Below are 22242 nucleotides of genomic sequence, written 5' to 3' on the forward strand. Positions count from 1 at the left end.
TCTATTTTCCCTCCTGCCTAAACTTAGCCAATGCCACGTTACCAAGAATCGGGCAATCATCCACCAATGTCAATTCATATTCCGGATGTAGCTGTGTCTTTAACCGTAGATACATAGGTGTCAGCATGCCTCCGGTTATCTTAATTACATTATCCAGCTCCTGAACCCTGGCAGCTTTATCAATCGTGCCATATATCACATCTTGAATCGCTACTAGAAGGGAGACCAACATCTCTCCTCTGGTACTGGCCAGAGATAATCCCATCCAGGAAGCTGTTTTCTTTGCAAGACTTTGCCGGTCTCCCGATAAAAAGGGGGTGAAACTCACATCGTTTCGACCGGTCGTAAGATATTTTTGAATTTCACCGTCTTCATACCGGTAGAACTCATCCAGGGTCATTTCATTGCAAAACTGTTCATAGAACCACTGAATACCAAATCCACCACAGGTGGTCGCATAGATCTGCCAAAGTCCCGGAAGGGCAGAATTTCTTAAATAATACTTGGCATCGGTAATGGGTTTATCCGTTAATATCGAAACCATTTCCGACGAACCGGCAGTATTCATAATCTGCCCAGCCTTATTGTTACCGGCGCCCATCTGAGCGGCAGCCACATCGTTGGTTCCTACGCATACCGGAATACCTTCCTTCATACCTAAGAGATCTGCCATTTCCTTTTGAAGAACTCCGTACATCGTGCCCGGATAATAAATATCAGGAAACAACCTTCTTTCTATCTGTAGCTCTTTGAGCAGAACCTCTGACCATGTGCCTTGGGTTGTGGTTTCATAGAGCCCTAACATAGAGGAATTGACAAAATCCACCATCCATAGCCCGGTAAATCTTTTATGAATCAGTGTTGTCAGGTGCCCAATATAATAACTTTTCTCCAATACCTCCGGCTGATTCTGTAAAAACCAGAGAAGGGTCATAGCCGAGCATCCACCCGCAAAGGGGTAGATACCCGATATATTCCTATAGGCTTCCTTCCCGATGATCCGATCAATATCATCACTCTGTTTTCGACTTCTTCGGTCCAGATGGGTGATGATATTGGGATAAACAAGAGCCCCATCCCTGTCCATAAATACAACCGAGGGTGAAAAAGTGTCATAGCAGATTACTTTCACCTGGCTAAGAAGCCGGTCGTCCAGCCCTCTTACTGCATCAACCAGAGCGGTCATCAGATCCGCTTCTTTTAACTCATACTTCTCTCCGGGTAAAATCAGATAACGGTATTCTGCTTTACTCCAGCTTTTGACCTGAAGGCTGTCATCTACAATCGATGTCTTGACCGCTGAAGTTCCAAAATCAATTGAGAGGTAATACATTTACCTTCATCTCCTTAGTAATCTCAAAAGGTCCGCTTACCGGATGAATACCTCGGTGCTTTCCAAGATAATCTTCGTCAAAGATAATTTCCGAACCATCCGGATGTTCAAATTTCTGTTCCGGTTCAAATGCTTCACCTAACAGCTCCGTTGAAATGGTTTTATTGAAGGAAGCCGGTAGATACTCATACAAATTGGTTTTCAGGAAAAGCCCATCCTCATTTTCCACCAGTTCCAGCTGGATGGGACTAACATCATTTTTGATGAAATCGATTTCGCCATCGTGAGGTTCTGCCCCGTTAAAGAAGACATTTCCACCTGTATACACCGGAAGCTTATCGTAATATTTATCTCTGTCCTCACGGATTTTATAATCGTCTTCAAAGAATTTCGCAAAATAGGTCTCTGCATCAGGGTACCCATCATAAGGCTTGGTTCCTGTGATATAATTCATCTGATCTAAGGAATCCCAATTCCTCTCTTTTGCAAAATCCCTAAACAACTGTCTTACCGGCTGCTGTACAAAAATATTGTTATAGAATCTGGCATCACCGTGTAAGATGGTCATAAATCCTGCTACTTCTGTTCTATGGGGAACATGGTAAGGAGTATAACGGGGTGAGGGGAATTTCTTACTTCCATTATCCACTCCGCTACCGACACCTACAAAGGAGCCTGCAATCAGGTTATGTACCAAGGCGATACCCTGAGTACAGAAGCGTCCTGCCACTTCAGATAGGAGGATATTGTTATCCACCAGGGTCGGGCCATGGGATACCTCGATAAAGAGGTCTTCTCCTACGGATAAGTTTCCTGTCAAAAGAGTACCATCCGGGGGAGTATTGGCATAGAACAGGTTCTGGGTCACACGGGTTCCCTGGGCCTGCCAATCAAGCCATAAGCCACGGGAGCTATGATGAAAACGATTCCGTCTGATGATGACATCAATGGCTGCATGGAACTTAATGCCACCGATTTCTGCCCCTGCCAGGTCATGCTTATAATTTATATGATGAATATCATTATCTTCTATAATTGAGAATACACATCCCAGATGTCCAACAATACCGGTCTGGCCACAATCATGGATGTTGCAGCGACGAACAATGTGAGAACCAATTCGTTCTTTTGTCCATCCTTCATTCTGTGCCTGACAGATTGCATCTCTTTCTGTCTGGGTTCCTGTCTTGACACGTTTAGTCAACCATTTATTGTCATTATTGGGTTGTAGATATTTACCCAGTGAGATACCGCTGCATTTGGAATGGGAAATATCACAATCCTCAATAATCCATCCCTTTGACCAATGAGGTCCTACCATACCTTCCTGGTAAGCGGTCGGTGGTGCCCATTGGGTTGCAGCTTTTGTAACTACGAAACCGGAAAGTGTAATATATCCAACACCTTCCTTTGACGGATAGAAGCAGTTTCTTCTTACATTAATTTCAACATTTTCTACATTGGGATCAAAGCTATGAAAGTTTGCATATATAACGGTAGCATCCCCATCCTGTGTGGTATACCATTTGTATAAGGAGCCCGGTTGATCCCAAGATTCCAAGTTGGGAGTGGGGTTAAGTACCTCCTCCAGGGTGACAGCCTCATATAGAGACTTATCATTCAGATATACTTCTCCTGTATGTAATTTCTTGGTGGCATCATACCAATCACCAAAGATTTCAACTGTGTATGGATTATAGGTTCCAAAAATACTGTTAGGAATTCGGGCCATCCACACAGTGCCTTCGTACTGTGTCCAAGTCTGTACCCGCTCGGCTCCTGAGATGATTGCGCCGTGTTTTACTTCGGACCGATAGATAATTCTTTCCTCCTGCGTTCCCCCGAATGCCGGGTCCACATATTCTCTATATATGCCGGGTGCTACAATTACCTCATCTCCCGGACGGGCGATTTTAGCAGCCTGGGCGATGGAATTCATCGGATATTCTTTCGTTCCGTCTCCGCCTCTTGATTTGCTAGATACATAAATTTTCATGACATACTCCTTTTCCAGTTCACTCTATGGATGCATTATTTTTCTTTCAGCATCTGCCAATGGATTCCATCCTCTGAAGATAACAGTCCGAATGTTGTATGATTATTTGAATCCTCACCCATAAGAATCATCATCCAGGTATCTGCTTCTTTCCATACAAAGGGTGCTCCGTATCTTACAGCAATCCAGTTCTGTGCCTCAATTTCAACCTTGCCCTTTTGCTCCCAATTTATAAGATCCTTGGAAACCGAATATGCAAGGTGTTGCTCCAGCAAGCCTTCGCTATAAATCATAATCCATTCATCCTGTATCCGATAAACGGTGACATTTTCTGCTCCATCCGGGGCAGTTTCACTGGCGCCGATTAAGGGCCTGTCTACTGTTGTGATGGTCCAATTCTTAAGCTCCGGATCATCGGTATAAGCATGTCCCACCAGATTCGTTGCTCTTTCATAATGCTTACGGTCAGTACCAACGAAATAACAATGCAGTCTGTTACCATCCACCACAAAGGTAGGGTCAATGACACGTTCAGCCTGATTCCACGGCAGGTATCTGGCTTCTTCTAAGAAGAATACAGGCTCAGACCAGTGAATCAAGTCCTCTGATACGCTATAGCAAAGCATCGTAGGTGTCTCTGGATAGGATTGATAGGGAAGTATGTACTTTCCATTCCAGCGAATCAAATCTCCCGGTGATGCAAATCCCTTTGCAGAGATATCACGGTCTTTTTCAAAATGAATAAAATCCTTTGTGAATGCATAGCCAATGGCCCAATTCTCAGGTCTGGACCAGTCTTTATTAGAATAACGGGAATAAAACAAATGATATCCTTCATCGGTTTTATATATTGACGGATCCCGCAAATTATCGGATCTATCCCATACGGGGTTAGTGAGTTTTTTGAAATCCAAGGTTACTTCCTCCTTCAATCTATCTTGCCTACTGTCAAATGCTCCGGAATGTACTTATTAAGAACGACTCATGGTACAGTTACAAAGCGGGCACGGGGAATTCCTTGCATATACTTATGTAACCGCCTCATACATCACCATGAGTCGCTCAATCATCCTATCTTACTTCATATAACGGTCGTAAGCCGCTTGTTCTGCCTTGAGAACTTCGTCAATTCCAATGCTCTTAATAGTTTCTACAAATTTATCAAAGTTATCGAGAGATTCCTTACCCATGATGAACTTATCAATCATTTCATCCTTATAGGTCTGAATTTCTGTGTAGGTACTGTTGATGATATCTCTTTCCTCTTCTGTATAAGAAAGTGCAGGGAAGGTAGGACGGATATACTGTTCCATATCATTTCTGTATTTTACGAATTCAGGATCAAGTAATGCATCCTCGTATCCAACATCCTGCTGATATGCCCATTCTCTATGTCCATAAACATTAAGCATGGAAAGAATGGATCTTCCTTGAGGGTCTTTTGCAATTACGTCAGTATAGGTAGGCTTACCATTTTCCATGGTATAAGTCACACCTTCAATACCGAAGTTATTAAGCAGGCTTCCTTCCTCACTGTAGAAATAATCAAATAGCTGTACGATTTCTTTGATATATTTAGAATCTGCACTGATCGCTGTGTAACCTCTGATCGGCTGCATCTGGCTTGTAGTCATCTGTGTTCCGTCCGGTCCCATAGGAGGTGCAACCACTACAAAACGGGCATCCTTTGAACCGTTAGCCTGAATCTGTGTTCCTAAAGAGTAAGCGCGTGCTGTGGTATCCTGACATGCTCCGGTAACCTCATTGTTAAAACGGGATAACCATACATTAGTATCGTTGGTAGTATACTCAGGATCCAGTAAGCCTTCATTGTATAATTTATTGATAAAGGTTAATGCTTCCTTGAAGCGAGGATCAGTGTATGCGTATTTTACCTGACCGTCTTCAATAAAGAACTGTTCATTTGCTTCAAAACCGCTAATACCAAATGCCTCCATAAATGCAAGGGCACCGGCCTGTCTGTTTCTGGTGGTAAAAGGAATCTCATCTGCTATTCCGTTACCGTTGGGATCTTGCTCCTTGAAAGCTTTTAATACGTTATACCAGTCATCCAAAGTCACAGGTACTTCAAGATTTAACTTTTCAAGCCAATCAGCACGTAACATCCATACCTTAAAGGTTCTGACTGCACCGATAAACGGAAGGAAATACATTTTTCCGTCTGAAGATCTTAAGTCTCTGATATATCCGGGATTCTCATCCAGAATTTTCTTAAGATTAGGTGCGTATTGGTCGATATAGTCATCTAAGGGAGCAAACACACCCTGCTCAGCTACTTTCATCATATCTGCACGATAGGTGCTGACCATAACGTCAGGGATCTCACCGGAAGCAACTGTAACGTTGAATTTCTCACGGAACTGATCTTCTGTGTTAGGTGCTGCTATGAAATCAAAGTGGACACCTGTTCTCTTGGTAATCTCCTGAATGATAGGAAGGTCCGGGCTAATTGCCTGATCCGCTGAGTCCTGTAGGAACATACTAATGGTGATATCCTCATTTTTTTCATCTGTTGCGGTGGTGGTTCCTGATCCTGTCTCAGATTTTGATTCTGATTTGTTTCCCTCATTTTCTGTTTTACTTCCCTCGTTCTTTGCAGTAGAACCGCATCCGGCTAATGTGGACATTACTAAAACCACTGCCAGTAATAAAGCAATTATACGTTTCATAAAATACATCCTCCTTAGTTTAATTTGTAAGTGATTTATTACAATTTTTCTTCTTCCTTTTACTACAGCCTCCCTTCTCATAAATAAGATATGTATCATCCTTTCACAGAGCCAACCATTACTCCCTTAACGAAATATTTCTGGATGAATGGATAAACCAGCATAATAGGAAGTGTGGCTACCATGATTGTGGCATATTTAACAGATTCGCTGATTTGATCCGAGCCCTTGACCAAGTCGATGGCTAAATCAGTCGTCTGATTTTGAATAACAATGTCTCTCAATATTATCTGTATAGGAACCAGGGCTCTATCCCGGAGATATAGCATCGCGGGGAAATAACTGTTCCACTGAGCCACTGCATAAAACAAACCAACGGTAACTACCCCCGGCATGGAAAGCGGAAGAATGATTCGGAACAAAATCATCGTCTGACTACAGCCATCCAGTGAGGCTGACTCCTCCAGCTCATAAGGGATCTGTTGAAAAAAGTTTTTCAGTAGAATTACATTGAAAGAAGACACTGCCGTCGGTAATAAAATTGACCATACCGTGTTATACATATTCAATTTCGTAACCACCAGGAAGGTCGGTACGATACCGGCGCTGAACAACATGGCTATTACGATTACCTTTGACATGAACTTCTGTCCCGGGAACGGTCGTCTCGACAGCGGATACGCTGCTAAGGCTGAGATCAGCATGCTGATGATAGTTCCGGCAATTGTATAGAAAAATGTATTGAAGTATGATCTACCCAGCATAGGATAGGTTAAAATTCTTTTGTATGCGTCCAGAGTAAAGCCCATGGGAATAATTCCAACCTTTCCTCTGGAGAGAAATTCGAAGCTACTTAAGGAAGCTGCCAGTACATATAATACCGGGTATAGACATACAACCATCATTAGAAATAAAAATGTATAATTTATACACTGAAACACAATCCGACCTTTACTTTCTTTCATTTTTCCTCCTTACCAGAGACTAGTCTCTGAATATTTTTTTGCCATCTTATTAGCCAATATAACCAGTGCCAGACCTATAATTGATTGGAAGAAACCTACGGCTGAACCAAAGCTGTATTCACCATTAAGGATACCCCTTCGATATACATAGGTTCCAATTACATCGGATGTGGAATAAATACTTGGGTTGTACATAAGCACGATGGTATCATAACCAACATCCAAGACCCTTCCCACCTTCATTAAGAACATCAGTACAATGGTGGAAGATATTCCGGGAAGGGTTACATACCATAGTTGCTTCCATCTTCCCGCTCCATCAATTCTGGCGGCCTCATAGAGTTCTGAATTAATTCCTGTTAAGGAAGCCAGATAAATAATCGCGGTATAGCCTGTGGTCTGCCACATGGTCATTAAGGTAAAAATCATCCAGAAGTAGCCCGGCTCTGTCAGAAAGTTCACCTTCTCCAGACCAAATGCTTGCAGAATGTTATTAATCAAACCTGTACTTGGTGATAAAAAGGTAACCACCATACTTACAACTACTACGCTTGAAATAAAGTTAGGAAGATAGGTAACTGTTTGAACCATTTTCTTAAACTTTGCTCTTCCTACTTCATTCAGAAGCAGTGCCAGGATAATCGGAGCCACAAAGCCTAATGTTAACTGTAGGAAATTGATAGCCAAGGTGTTACGAATAAGTCTCACAAAAAACGTTGATTTAATAAATTGTAGGTAATATTCCAATCCAACAAATTTACTACCCAGTATTCCCTTCGCCGGCTGATACTTTACTAAAGAAATAATTAATGAATAAATCAATGGTATGTATCGAAAAACAACATAGTATATCAGTACCGGAAGGAACATGATATAAAATGGCATATATTTTTTTATTCCTAGCTTGGGTCCTTTTGGGGATTGATTAACCGTTTCCTTTCTTCTCCTGCCAATATCTCTCATGCATTCACCTCATATTGAAATAATTAAGTATTGAGCATCTCACCTTGCTCTTCGCCGGTTGCTCCTCGCTTGAGACCTAGATTAGCATAGCACCCCCTCTCCGTAAATCTTTCGTTTTTTAGGATTTGTGGATTATTTTATGATTCAATGTGTCATTTTTTTAGATTTTGTGCCAGCCCTTAATCACGTTTCTTCAGGATTTATAAGGCTTTGCAGAGATTAACCAGATTTTATGAAATAGCTGCAAAGAATGATACGCTTTACGAGTCATTCTTAGGTTAACCACGGAAGAAACACACTGAGCGAGTTACCCCGGATGCCGACTCAGGCCTCGCTCGTATGAATACAAGTAAACTTGTTTTCATACTTCACTCAGCTTCGCGTAAAGTAAGGAGCCGTCACTACCGCTGATTTTCATGAAATCCAGCGGAGTAACAGCTCCTTACTTTTCCTTGAGGACCTAATATACTCTTTATTCTACCATGTCATATTTTCCGGTACTGTCCCGGAGAGATCCCTACATATTTTTTAAACACTTTACTAAAGCTGTTGGCGCTGTTATAGCCAACCTGTTCAGCAATCTGAGCTACATTGAATGAAGTCTCATCAAGAAGTTGTTTGGCCTTCTCAATCCGGAACTCATTTACATAATCTACAAAGTTCTTACCCGATATTTCTTTAAAAATGAAGCTTAAATAAGAAGTTGAAAGATTAACTACCTCTGCCACAGTATCTAAAGAAATATCCATACTATAATTCTCTTCCAGATGTCGTTGTATCTTCTCCAGGATGTGACTTTGCTGGTTCTGTTTATTCTCTGTCACATATTTGGTAATCATCTCAAATACATAAGAGATATACTTTACCTTCTCCTCCAGACCATTTTTGCTGTCGATCTCCGTATAGATATCTTCCTTCTTACCAAAAATTCTATCACTGGTTAACCGCATCTCAAATATGGTTCTAATCGCCGTTCCTGCCAGGGCATGAAACAGGTGGTCCACCAATTCAGGTGATATATTGTTTTCCAAAAGGTTATCCTGAAATACACTTTGTAACAGCTCCAGAACTACCTCTCTATTCCCTGACTTGGCCACGGTAATCAACTGAGTCTCTTTTTCAATCGAGTATAGAATCACTCCACTGGATATACCATTGACTTCATCAATATAAATAACCGTGTTCTGTCCCTTCACAGTCTTATAGTTCAGCGCCTCCAAAGCATCAATAAAGGAAAGATAGCAGTTATCTATTTCCTCATAGCTTAGACCCACCCCTATCGTATAGGGTTCATCCAAGCTTTCCTCCAGATACGCCTGTACATTATTTAAATAATCATTAATACCACTGAATTCGTAGAAGGATTTCTCGGTGTTTAATATGGACACAATGGTTTGATCATTCTTCTCCATAAAATAGCACCGGCATCCGTCACCCAGTGAATCACGGGCAATTTTTTTCATTTCCTCCACATGCTCTTTACAGGATTTCCTATACCTCTTAAGCTCCGAAGATTTCCTGTCACCGATTTCATAAACAATGATTTGATAGTAAGGAAATGGTAACTCAATTCCAATCTCTACGCCGGAAGTCAAGAAATTCTTCCTATCCATTTGACCATTGATTATGTCATATATAAATTTATCCTGAAGCATAGGTTTATTTTTTTCAAAATTATCTTGTAAGGATTGGTTTTCCTTATAGACATAGTCAATAATACCATTGATTAAAGTGAATTCATTATCCTTCTGCCCATGTCTCATCACAGATTTCTTGCTGCCTATGATATTGATATAATTCAAAATTTTATTCATCGGCTGATATAGTCCAGCTATGATATAATAGGTAAGAATTACTGACAGAATAAAGCTGATGGCAGAAACCAAAATGGTCACATCTTTAATCTGATTAATACTCTTCGTGATATATTCCGTTGGGATAACAGAAATATACTTCCAGTCAAATACACTTGATTTGACATACTGAATCGTAAAAGGTTTTCCTTCAATGGATAATTCCACGGTATCCTTGGATTTTTCCATCTCTTCGGATCTGTTCTTTACAGCTTCCCAGATTAATTCCAAGTCCTTATAGTCAGGATAGGACTGCTCATTGGTGTATATCACATTCCCGTCTGCATCAACGACATAATTAAATACGATTTTCTCATCGTTAGAATTAGCCATTTCTTTTTTAAACAGGGTTTCATTCAGATTGACGACAATCATCCCTTTGGGGTTCTTATTGATAAAGGGTAGGGATTCTGAGAAAACCAGAACAGGTACATCATAGGCTCCCTGGTGAACGATTTGCTTTCCCAGAATTCGAAAGCCTCCCTGGTTGAATATCTCATCCCAGTTCAAGTCACCGGCATACTTACAAACCTCTGAAAGAAATAGGGATCTTTGATATTTTCCCCCTGTTCCTAATACAAAGTCCGCTTTTTCCTGGTAAAACCATATATCAGCTATGTAATCATTACTGGATTTGTATGCACTTAAGCTTGCGATCGAATCTTGAATTACTTCGATCTCCTGGTAGCTTTGCTCCAAGGATAAGTAAAGAACACGATTTAAATTACGAGCCAATGCCATCTGCATCAAGTCGGACTGTAAAGAATTGATTTCTTTATCAATGCTTTTTTGCGCTTGCTCCAAGATCAGCATATTACTGACCTGTACTTCTTTAATCATCATACCGGAAGACTTCTTGTATGAAAAAAAGGACACCAGGCCCACCGAACCAATAACCAATATGATAATATATAAAAAAATTCTAACAAATACGCTATTCATACGAAATTCCCTAATACTTTGGGAAAAATTCTTCATATTATCGTCTCCTGTTATCCATTGATGTAAATTTTTTCACTACAAATAATACCATATCGTATTTTCGCTCTCTTGTAAAGAGTATACTTTGTTATTATAATTGGAAACTAAAATGTTTTAGTCCTACTGCTGTAATACAACGATGGCCTCAAAACATATTAACATCCAGTCGAAAGAAACCCCTGCTTAATCTGGTGGTATTTGATAGACACTACTACCAGATTAACAGGGGTTATAGTAAACAGACTTATTCTTTTGTCAGATGAAGCACCTGTACTCCTCAAGAGCTTTACCACTCTTTATTGAGCTGCACTGAGTTTCACCGAGATTTTCCAGGCTTTACTGAGTATTACTGAGTTTTACCGTGTTTTAACAAATTTTCTATGCTTATCTAAGCTTTATTAAGCTTTTCCCACAGTTGAACCTCGCCGATTTGGAGGGAGCTTTTTACATCAATGATTCGTTGATTGGAGGATCCCCGAAAGGCAAGACTGATATCCTTAAGGGACTCTACAAACTCACCATCCACCAACACATCAATGTATTGGAGCATTTCGTCGGTGTATTCACATCTTGCCCGGCTGTCCTGACACAATTCCTTATCAAAAAGATAACCCGTATAACACCAGACATCCTTATGGGGATAGGTATCCTTCACCTTCTTTAGTAAGGGAAGAAGCTCCCGCTGATTAGGTCTCTCAAAGGGTTCCCCTCCAAGGAGAGATAATCCCTTGATATAATCAGGGGATAATGCCTGAAGAATTTCGGCTTCCGTCTCTGCGGTGTAAGGAGTTCCATAGCCAAAATCCCAAGTCTCCTGATTGAAGCAGCCCTCACAGTGGTGGGTACAACCTGATACAAACATAGATACTCTTACACCTTCGCCATTGGCGATATCATATTTTTTAATCTCTCCGTAATTCATCCTACAAATGTAACACCCTTTCCTGGATCTCGTGGGTTCTTCCCTGATTCCAATACTGGGTTCCTATGTAACCGCAGGTTCTTCTGGCAACATTCATCGTATCCTGGTTACGGTTACCGCACTTGGGGCATTCCCATATCAGCTTACCATCAGTATCCTTTACGATCTGTATCTCACCATCGAAACCACATTCCTGACAATAGTCACTCTTCGTATTCAGCTCAGCATACATAATATTATCATAGATAAAGCGGATCAAGGAAATAACAGCCGGAATGTTATTCTGCATATTCGGTACTTCTACATAGCTAATCGCTCCACCCTTGGAAAGCTCCTGGAACTTGGACTCGAACTCCAGCTTCGTAAAAGCATCGATATTCTCACTTACATGGACATGATAACTGTTAGTGATATAACTTTTATCTGTAATTCCCTCAATGACTCCAAAACGTTTCTGAAGACATTTTGCAAATTTGTAAGTTGTACTCTCAATCGGTGAGCCATAGGTACTGAAGCCGATGTTGGTTTCTGCCTTCCAACGGTCACAGGCTTCATTCATGTACTTCATGACATCTAAGGCAAAAGGAGTAGCTTCCGGATCGGTGTGGGATTTCCCGGTCATGTATTTTACACACTCATACAGACCTGCATAGCCAAGAGAAATCGTGGAATAGCCTCCATAGAGAAGCGGATCAATCGTCTCTCCCTTCTGAAGCCGAGCCAACGCACCATTTTGCCAGAGAATTGGAGCTGCATCCGATAAGGTACCCTTCAGGCGGTTATGGCGATGCATCAGGGCCCGGTAGCACAGATCAAGACGCTCATCAAATATCTGCCAAAACTTATCCATATCCTTACCGGAGGATAGGGCAACATCCACCAAATTAAGCGTAACTACACCCTGGTTAAAACGTCCATAGAATTTATAATTGCCATCTTCATCCTTCCAGGGACTTAAGGCACTGCGACAGCCCATGACGGGGAAGCAATTTCCTTCCTTAAGCTCCTTCATCTTCTTTTCGGAGATATAATCCGGAACCAGTCTCTTGGCAGTACATTTGGCTGCCAGTTCTGTCAGATAAAAATAATCTGTTCCCTCTGTCACATTATCTTCTTCCAGAACATAGATCAGCTTGGGAAATGCCGGGGTAACCCACACTCCTGCTTCATTCTTCACTCCCTGATAACGTTGCTTTAAGGTCTCCTCGATAATGATGGCCAGGTCTTTCTTCTCCTGCTCATTTCTTGCTTCATTGAGATACATGAAAACTGTCAGGAAGGGTGCCTGTCCATTGGTAGTCATAAGTGTGATGACCTGGTATTGAATGGTCTGAACACCCTTGGTAATCTCCCTGCGGAGTCTCTTCTCCACCAGCTCCTGAATCTTTTCTTCAGTAGCAGAGCTGTTTAAGACCCTTACTTCCTCCAATACCTCTGCACGAATCTTATCTCTGGATATCTGTACGAAGGGGGCCAGATGGGAAAGACTGATGCTCTGTCCGCCATACTGATTGCTGGCTACCTGGGCAATAATCTGCGTAGCGATATTGCAGGCCGTCGAAAAACTATGGGGCTTCTCTATCATGGTTCCGCTGATTACAGTCCCGTTCTGCAGCATATCCTCCAGATTAACCAAATCACAGTTATGCATATGCTGTGCATAGTAATCTGTGTCATGGAAATGGATAATTCCCAGCTTATCAGCCTCCACGATATCCTGTGGTAAAAGTAGTCTTGCGGTAAGGTCCCTGCTGACCTCACCCGCCATATAATCTCGTTGTACACTGTTCACAGTCGGATTCTTATTGGAATTTTCCTGTTTCACATCTTCATTATTACATTCAATAAGAGAAAGAATTCGATTATCTGTAGTATTGGCTTTACGAATGAGGGAGCGCTGATAACGATATCTTACATAATTCCTTGCCAGTTCAAAGGCTCCGGTCGACATAATCTGATCTTCCACCATATCCTGAATTTCTTCAACGGATACGGCTCTCCCCAGTCTGTTGCATTTGAATTCAACATACTCTGCAATCTCTTTAATCTGCTCGCTGGTTAGCAGCTGCTTCTCCGTAGACTCATTCGCTTTTGTAACAGCAGCGATGATTTTACTTAAGTCAAAAATCTCTTCTGAACCATTTCTCTTAATAATCTTCATGTCTAACTCTCCTCGTTATGTTATATTATAAAATATGTATTTTGATCGAAATGCCGATCTTGACGGAGCCCTGTCCGTACCACATAACCTTCCCTATTATAAGCTAATTTAATTACCCAAAGCAAGTATATATAAATGGTAGGAAATTAAATATAATACAAAATATAGTATTTGTCAAGGAGGGGAAATACAAGATAAGGGGGATTTTCCATTTTAGCATTTTCCATTTTATATGAAAAATCCATTTGTGATCAATAGAATTAAAAGTTAATTGATTTTTTCTGTTTGTTATGTTACCATTTCAATGTTAATAATAAATATAGTACTTCTTATTAAGAGTTATGGTAGAGAGTTAGCTCAGTGACCATACACCAACCTGCAACAATGTAAGGTGGTAATGCTAACATCGATGAGGAGAATGCCGCTCCTTAGGGCGGTGCATTTCCTGCTTTATTCCTTTCTGCTATTTTATTATAGATTATTTAAAATAAATAATGCTTGACATCTATATCAGAGTGATATATTTTATTAATATCAGTGTGATATAAGGAGGAAACATTATGGCAACTACTAACAAAACAAAATATGCGATTTTAGGGGTCTTATCCATAAAACCCTGTTCCGGTTATGATATTAAAAAATTCTGTGATAAATCCATATCCTATTTCTGGAACGAAAACTTTGGGCACATTTACCCGGTCTTAAAACAACTTGAAGCAGATAAGCTAATTCGACCTGAGGATAACACTTCCGAGTCCAGACGAAAAATCTACCATATCACGGAAAAAGGAAGGCAGGCATTCTGTGAATGGTTAGTGCAACCCATAGAACTACAGCCGAATCGATCGGAACTGCTACTAAAGCTCTCATTTGGTAATTATATGCCGAAGGAACGAGTGTTTACTATGATGAATGAAGTGAGGGAAAGGAACCAGCGTAATCTGGAATTATACATGGAAATGGAAAAGTCCTTTGTCATGGACGAGAAGGCACAGAAGGATCCGGCATTTCCATATTGGCTGGCTTCCTTACGCTATGGTATACATTCTGCGAAGGCCGCGATTAAGTGGAGTAAAGAAACTATACAATTATTATCAGACGATCCAAATAAACAATAAGGGGAGAGACACTATGTCAAATGTATTATTTATAAACGGAAATCTTCATGGCCATATTAATCCTACATTACCTATTGTAAAAGAATTAGTAGCACAGGGTGAAACGGTATACTATTGCTCGACATCTGAGTTTCAGCAAAGGATAGAAGCTACCGGTGCGAATTTTATAAACTATGGGCATAGAGTTGATCAGTTTCTACAAAGCTTCCGCCCACATGGAAACCATCCATTCTATACCTTAATGGAATATATACTAGGAATGGATCTTACGGTTGTTGCCAGTGTTATCGAACTAGCTGAGCATCTGCAATTTGACTATATCATTCATGATATTATGTTCGGAGGCGGCAATATCCTTGCACATAAATTAGGTATTCCAGCCATAGCCTCCTGTTCTTCCTTCGTTATGGAAAAGCTTCCTCTCCCTGATCGAATGCTAGAGCCTGGATTTCATCCTCAACTAGATCATTTATTGGATCAATTGAAGCTTGCCAAGTCTGAATGGTCTCTACCCACATTACGGATATCAGAATTATTCTTTAAGAAGGAGGCTTTGAATTTAGTATATACATCTAAATTATTCCAGCCAAAGAGTGATTGTCTGGATAACTCCTATTGTTTTGTCGGACCTTCCATTGACAGTCGAAATGAAGAACTTGATTTTGAACTAAGTCATGAGCATAAAACTATCTATATATCAATGGGAACAATCGAAAATAAATGCATTGATTTCTACAATCGGTGTATAGAGGCTTTTGCAAATACCGATTATCAAGTTATTATGTCCATCGGTAAAAGAACTCAAATGTCCGACTTGCATCAGATTCCAGATAACTTTATTATAAGAGATTATATTCCACAGCTCGAAGTATTAAAGCACGCTGATATAATGATAAGTCATGGAGGACTCAATAGTGTTAGTGAAGCGCTGTATTTCGGAGTGCCTATCATTGCAATCCCTATTTCTAATGATCAGCCTGCCGTTGCAAAACGCCTTGTAGAGCTAGGTGCAGGTATTGGTCTTAAGATGGATGAAATCACTGCAGAAGTGTTACAAAGCAATGTGTATACTATATTAGCGAATAAACACTATCGTATACAAAGCGCTGAAATTGGAGATAGTTTTCGTGAAGCCGGTGGATATAAATCAGCCGTCGAAGCTATCATAAAATACAAATCCATTCATCATATTTAGAAAATCATTACACATAAATGGAGTGTTAATGTATCACCTTAACCATAAAAGCTCAGTCTGGCTATCCGGTGATTACACTAACACTCCTTGTATTTTATTCGCTCAGATATTTCTTCAATGTAGCTCTTACCGCACCTTTTCCGGCAATCATATCGGTGAACATTCCTTCAATCTTTTCACCTAGACCAACCTGATAAAGATCAACAGCAAATATGGTTCTGTTCGAAAGTATCGGCCTTAGAACCTCCTTCGATAAGGGTTCTCCCAGCTTTACATTCCCTAGCTTTTGTCGAAGTTCACTCAGCAAAGGATCCGGACTAGGTGTAAAGGCATTACCGTTATCGTCAACTCCCATAAGATATCTACACCAGCCGGCAATGGATAACGGAATAAAGGTTAAGTCCTCTGTCTTCAAGGTATTACTAGCGTGGTATGCCTTGATCGTCTCTCCAAAACGAATCGGAATCTTTTGAGAGGTATCGGTAGCAATACGCTGTGGAGCGTCCGGCATAAAGGGATTTGGAAGACGGAGCTCTAACACCGCTTTGATAAAGTCCTGAGGGTTAAGTACTCCTGGATTAACCACCACAGGCATTCCCTCCACATATCCGATTTTATTCACCAGCTTTACCAGATCAGTGTCTCTCATCTCCTCCCATATGGTCTGATAAGACAGGAGGCACCCAAAGATAGCCAATGCCGTATGGAGCGGATTGAGGCAGGTACATACCTTCATTTTCTCAACCTTATCCACGGTTTCCCTGTCAGTAAACAGAATACCTGCTTTTTCAAGCGGCGGCCTTCCATTGGGAAAAGCGTCTTCTATTACAAGGTATTCCGTCTCTTCCGCATTCACAAAAGCTGCAGTATAGGTGTTTTTCCCTGTAATGATCAGATCCGTATCCTCAAAGCCGTCCTGCAATAGCATTTCCTTCACCTTATCATCCGGTCTCGGAGTAATCTTATCAATCATACTCCATGGGAATGATACCCGATTCGTATCCGTAATATAGGATAAAAAGCTGTCCTCTATAAAACCGTTTTTCACCCAGTACTCAGCATAGGCTTCTATTGCTGTAAACAGCTTATCACCATTATGGGAGCAGTTATCCATACTAACCATCGCAATCGGAGCTGCTCCAGCTTTATATCTTTCATACAGAAGTGCAGTCATTTTACCCATAATATGAACCGGTTGTTTGGGTCCTAATTTTAAATCCGTTTCGACTATATCAAGATAGCCTTCCTTGGGAGCCGATAGACTATATCCCTTTTCCGTTATGGTGAAGCTTGCCATCTGAAGGAATGGATTTGCGAAAATTTCCTTCAGTCGATTCCATTCCAATGCATTGGTACTGTCTGCTGTAAGTGATTCGATTACACTTCCGATTACTTTCTTCTCAATGCTTCCATTTGCCTTTAAGACTACCAATAGGCTGAGATCATCGAAGGGTCTATATGCCTTATCAATGATTTCATAATCAAAGCCTTCTGCTACGATAACCCCCTTATCATATAAGCCTTGATTTAACAGCTTCTGCAATGCTGCAGCAGGAAATCCCCGAAAGATATTACCGGCTCCAAAATGAATCCAGGTCGGCTGTTCCTTCGTACTCCTTCTCACCTTATCACGATCATATTCCGGAAGCTCATATCCTTTATTCTTCCAGCTGGAATCATAATTGATTAATTTCATTCGTTTCGCCTCGTTTCTACACTGCCTTCATAGCAGCAACACTCTGTTCATAATGCAAAATGCATTATGTAGCTATGGAGATAATCCGATTCTACTACATACCGTTATTTATAGATCTTTCTGCCATAGGCATCCTCCACACCGGACTTACGATAAAAATAAGTATTAATCCTATCACGCCATTCCTTTGCGCTATCCAATTGCATAGCAAAACGTTCCATAACACGCTGATAGACATCCTCCGGAATCATACTTTTGATTTCTTCAAAGCTCCGAATCATATCCTCAACATCAGAAACTCCTTCAAAATGCGTGTCATATATGTGTTGGATTAGGGTTTTACCACTTTTTAATTTATAATCATAACGTACATAGTGGAAGAATAACAAAAGCTCTTCTGGACAGGTCTCAATATTCTCATACATGGAAGCATTCGGTTCATTATACTGCTGGGCATACCCGGTTCCCTCCTTCGTCCGATCCACACCTAATCCATTACGATCTGCTCGGTGATAGGTACCCCATCTGTCATACTCATATCCGTCCACATTTGGTCCGTAATGATTGTTGGGATTTACCATCCAGCCTATACCAAGTGGTGAGGTATATTTCTCATAAGCCGGCCAGGATTTTAACAGTATCTGAAGCAGATTATTCACAACCTTATCCTTATAGGAATAAGTCATGCAAATCCATTCCTTTGCAATAGCTTCAGAACTCATATCTGTATTCCAAGCGAGTCGGCCATACCCATATAGATTGGCTGCCGCCAGATCATGTCCTGTCCAGTTATAATCATTACCGGTGTTCGCCACCGCTGCCATTCCACAGTTAACCTGTCCATAGGTTCTTCCTGATACAATATCAGCTATTTTTGCACCTTCCGGTTTTGCATAAGTATTAAAATCAAGAACTTCCTTCCACATGGGAATCAGATAACATACATGCCTTTGCTGTCCAGTATATTCCTGTGCGATCTGTACCTCTAACATCTGGTTCGTATTCTTCAGTCCACCAAATAGCGGTGATACCGGCTCTCTGACCTGGAAATCCATAGGACCATTCTTAATCTGCAGAATAACATTCTCATCAAACTTTCCGTCAAGGCCTATGAAATTATCATAAGCTGCTCTTGCCCGATCCGTTTTGTAATCTCTCCAATCCTGCTGGCAGTTATATACAAAGCAGCGCCAAACAACCAGTCCTCCATAAGGCTTCAATGCTCTTGCAAGAACATTTGCTCCATCTGCATGGGTGCGATTATAAGTAAACGGACCCGGACGCCCTTCTGAATCCGCTTTGATTAGAAAACCGCCGAAGCCTGGAATTGCTTCATATACCTTTCTAATGCAATCCTTCCACCAATTCGCAACCCCCTCATCAAGAGGGTCAGCCAGAGATAGTCCCCCGATTTCCATTGGAGCGGCAAAGTTAGCGCTTACAAAAAGCCTGATTCCATAATTAGCAAATATGTCTGCCATTTCTTTCAGCTTACCAAGATAACGATCCGTAATGAGTTCCGTAGCCTCTGCTCTGACATTCACGTTATTTATCACTACTCCATTGATACCCACGGAGGCAATCAGTCTGGCATAGTCCTTGGTTCTATCATTTACAACTACTTCTTTATCCTCAAAGAAAAAGGAATTACCAGAATATCCCCGCTCAATGCTTCCATCCATGTTATCCCAATGATTCAGCATACGAAGAGGGTTCTTAGGGTTCTCCAAAATTTCTACCTGATTAATGGACTGGTTGGATGCGATGCGTCGAATTAATTCAAAAACACCATACATGATCCCGCTCTCTGTTCTGGCAAGTATCAACAGATGAAATCCACATTGTTTCAGTAGGAAACCATCTCCAACCAGTTTGTATTCAGCAAATTCCTCCTCCTTTTCAGGATTGCAGCGTTCAATGATGATTCCATACTTATCTGATGGTATCAATTCTCTCTGTCCCTGTATATCCACTTCTACATCAATATTCAGCATCCCGTTAATTGCATTAACCAGTTCCTTTACCGCAGTAAAGGTAATATCACCGGGTAGATAATCTTTGACCCCACACAGATATAATTTGGACAGCAAATCCACATCTGGGTAATGCTCAATCCTATGATAGTTTAACCATCCTTTGTTATAGCACATTGTTCTCCTCCTTTTGTGCTTCTTACTTATTCAACTCAACTGTCTTATGAGCTTTCAGGACTTTGCAATATGGCTTTGTACCTGTTAATGTCGTGCTTCTGGAATCAGGCTGGCATGTACCGATATAAAGCTCATAATCAGTTTCATTCAACATTAATTTTCCACTATCGTCATACAATCCAAAGGTCTTATCCTCCAGATCAAACTCAACAGTGGCTTGCTCTCCCGGATTAAGGTATAGCTTCTTTAGCGCCTTTAATTGATGATTCGGTGCTCCCTCCAGCATAACCTTAATGTATACCTGCACCGTTTCAGCACCGGGCATAGCTCCAATGTTTTTGATATCTACAGAGCAATGTATTGTCTTACCCTGCTCGACTTCTTCCGAATTCACATTTATATTGCTTAATTCAAATTTAGTATAGGACAGCCCGTAGCCAAAGGGATATAATGCCTCTTTCTTCATATAACGGTAGGTTCTTCCCTCCATATTATAGTCAGTAAACTCAGGAAGATCATCCGTACTGCGGTAGAAGGTTACCGGCAATTTCCCTTCCGGTGAGAATTCACCAAATAGCATATCAGCAATAGCCCTGCCTCCTTGAGCTCCCGGATACCAGCCTTTAACGATAGCAGGAATGTGCTCATCCTCCCAGGGAATACTTATTGCACTTCCGGATAACAACACCAGAACCACTGGTTTACCGCTATTTACCATTTCTTTAATAATATCCTCCTGAATACCGGGAAGATTCAGATTCGGTTTATCTCCGCTGGCAAACTCATTCCCCTCATCCCCCTCTTCTCCTTCGAGACCGGGATCAAGACCAAAGCAGCCAATCACTACATCACTCATATCGCACACAGCACGTACCTCTGCCAAACGGTCATTCTGTGCACCTAAGCCCGAGATACGATCCTTAAACAGATGACATCCCTCAGAATAGTATACACGAACATCATCCCCCAGATACTCTCGAATACCCTCTAAGACTGTTACATACTCCGAAGCGGTTCCTTCATAATTACCGACTAATGCTTTTCGATTATCCGCATTCGGACCGATTACACCAACCGATTTCAGCTTGTCCTTATGAAGAGGAAGTAACGCTCCTTCATTCTTTAACAGGACGATTGATTTTCTGGCAGCTTTTATATTCAACATCCGGTGTTCTATGGTATCTACCTGGTCGTATCCAATTTTATTAAACGGAACGTTCTCCGGTTTGTCGAATAAACCAAGCTTCATTCTGGTTGTGACAAGCCTGGTCACTGCACGATCTATGGTTTCTTCCTTTACGCTGCCATCACGAACAGCATAAAGTAAATTACCGAACATATTGCCACAATTCAAATCGCAGCCGTTGTTCATTGCAAGCGCTACTGATTCAACCGGTGTGGAGGTAACCATATGACCTTCATGGAAATCCTTAATCGCCCAGCAATCAGAGGTAACATGTCCTTGAAAGCCCCATTCATCCCTGAGTATATCCTTCAATAAGGTCTTGCTACCACAGCATGGCTCACCATTGGTTCGGTTATAGGCGCCCATAACAGCTTCAACTCCTGCCTCCTGAACACAGGCTTTAAATGCAGGCAGGTAAGTCTCATATAAGTCCTTCTTTGATACTTCCGCGTTAAAGCTATGACGAATGTCCTCGGGTCCGGAGTGAACAGCGAAATGCTTGGCGCATGCGGCTGCCTTCATATACTTCTTATCATGACCTTGAATTCCTTTGACAAATCTAACACCGAGTCTTGAACTTAAAAACGGATCCTCTCCATAGGTTTCGTGACCACGTCCCCATCTTGGATCGCGGAAAATATTAACATTTGGAGACCAGAATGTTAGTCCCTTATAGATATCCAAGTCATTATACTTCTGCTGCATATTAAACTTGGCTCTTCCTTCGGTTGAAATTACATCTGCCACTTCTTCCAGTAAATCCTCATCAAAGGTTGCAGCCAATCCGATCGCTTGTGGAAATACGGTTGCTACACCTGCACGGGCTACTCCGTGGAGTGCCTCATTCCACCAGTTATAAGCCTTCATACCAAGTCGTTCAATGGCAGGTGCCGTATAAAGTGTCTGAAATATCTTTTCTTCCAATGTCATTCTGGAAACTAAATCCTTAGCGCGTTCTTCAAAGCTAAGCGTTTCGTCTAAATAAGCTGCCTTCTCCATTTTATACCTCCTATTATTATGTTCCTTTCTTTTA

At 41.2% G+C, this 22242-nt stretch carries 14 protein-coding genes and 1 riboswitch; of the genes, 2 read left to right on the forward strand and 12 right to left on the reverse strand.

Features of this window, described 5'->3' with window-relative positions:
- Position 1: 1 nt before the first annotated feature.
- From H0486_RS15990 to nrdD, 9 genes are all read right to left on the reverse strand, one after another.
- Positions 2-1333: an FGGY-family carbohydrate kinase gene (locus H0486_RS15990; RefSeq protein ID WP_228353949.1), complete on the reverse strand. Its 1332-nt coding sequence runs from the start codon at positions 1331-1333 to the stop codon at positions 2-4.
- Complete coding sequence (locus H0486_RS15995; RefSeq protein WP_228353950.1) at positions 1314-3329, reverse strand: right-handed parallel beta-helix repeat-containing protein; 2016 nt, start codon at positions 3327-3329, stop codon at positions 1314-1316. The genes H0486_RS15990 and H0486_RS15995 overlap by 20 nt, the downstream gene beginning before the upstream one ends.
- A 35-nt stretch (positions 3330-3364) precedes the next feature.
- Positions 3365-4243, reverse strand: coding sequence for a hypothetical protein (locus tag H0486_RS16000; RefSeq protein ID WP_228353951.1), 879 nt, complete (start codon positions 4241-4243; stop codon positions 3365-3367).
- Between the two features lie 162 nt (positions 4244-4405).
- The gene (locus H0486_RS16005) at positions 4406-6019 is read right to left on the reverse strand and encodes an extracellular solute-binding protein (RefSeq protein ID WP_228353952.1); all 1614 of its coding nucleotides are present in this window, start codon (positions 6017-6019) and stop codon (positions 4406-4408) included.
- 95 nt (positions 6020-6114) lie between these two features.
- On the reverse strand, positions 6115-6984 hold the full coding sequence (locus tag H0486_RS16010) for a carbohydrate ABC transporter permease (protein WP_228353953.1): 870 nt from the start codon (positions 6982-6984) through the stop codon (positions 6115-6117).
- A 9-nt stretch (positions 6985-6993) separates the two neighbouring features.
- Entirely contained in the window at positions 6994-7947 is a 954-nt protein-coding gene (locus H0486_RS16015; RefSeq protein ID WP_228353954.1) for an ABC transporter permease, read from the reverse strand.
- Between the two features lie 485 nt (positions 7948-8432).
- A complete protein-coding gene (locus tag H0486_RS16020) occupies positions 8433-10778 on the reverse strand; it encodes an AraC family transcriptional regulator (protein ID WP_228353955.1) in 2346 nt (781 codons plus the stop codon).
- A 391-nt stretch (positions 10779-11169) separates the two neighbouring features.
- Entirely contained in the window at positions 11170-11703 is a 534-nt protein-coding gene (gene nrdG / locus H0486_RS16025) for an anaerobic ribonucleoside-triphosphate reductase activating protein (protein WP_228353956.1), read from the reverse strand.
- Between the two features lies 1 nt (position 11704).
- On the reverse strand, positions 11705-13864 hold the full coding sequence (gene nrdD / locus H0486_RS16030; RefSeq protein ID WP_228353957.1) for an anaerobic ribonucleoside-triphosphate reductase: 2160 nt from the start codon (positions 13862-13864) through the stop codon (positions 11705-11707).
- 326 nt (positions 13865-14190) lie between these two features.
- A riboswitch (SAM riboswitch) is annotated at positions 14191-14280 on the forward strand.
- 144 nt (positions 14281-14424) lie between these two features.
- Between nrdD and H0486_RS16035 the strand changes: the two genes are divergently transcribed.
- Complete coding sequence (locus H0486_RS16035) at positions 14425-14982, forward strand: PadR family transcriptional regulator (RefSeq protein WP_228353958.1); 558 nt, start codon at positions 14425-14427, stop codon at positions 14980-14982.
- 13 nt (positions 14983-14995) lie between these two features.
- Positions 14996-16177 (forward strand): macrolide family glycosyltransferase, encoded by a 1182-nt coding sequence (locus tag H0486_RS16040; RefSeq protein WP_228353959.1) that lies wholly within the window; start codon positions 14996-14998, stop codon positions 16175-16177.
- 94 nt (positions 16178-16271) lie between these two features.
- Here H0486_RS16040 and H0486_RS16045 read toward each other — a convergent pair whose 3' ends face one another.
- The 3 genes from H0486_RS16045 to H0486_RS16055 form a co-directional block, all read right to left on the reverse strand.
- Entirely contained in the window at positions 16272-17873 is a 1602-nt protein-coding gene (locus tag H0486_RS16045; protein WP_228353960.1) for a mannitol dehydrogenase family protein, read from the reverse strand.
- Between the two features lie 104 nt (positions 17874-17977).
- Complete coding sequence (locus tag H0486_RS16050) at positions 17978-20023, reverse strand: alpha-glucuronidase family glycosyl hydrolase (RefSeq protein ID WP_228353961.1); 2046 nt, start codon at positions 20021-20023, stop codon at positions 17978-17980.
- 22 nt (positions 20024-20045) lie between these two features.
- Positions 20046-22208, reverse strand: a complete 2163-nt coding sequence (locus H0486_RS16055) for a glycoside hydrolase family 3 C-terminal domain-containing protein (protein ID WP_228353962.1) — start codon at positions 22206-22208, stop codon at positions 20046-20048.
- Positions 22209-22242 lie beyond the last annotated feature (34 nt).

The sequence above is a fragment of the Variimorphobacter saccharofermentans genome, assembly GCF_014174405.1.
Lineage (GTDB): Bacteria > Bacillota > Clostridia > Lachnospirales > Lachnospiraceae > Mobilitalea > Mobilitalea saccharofermentans.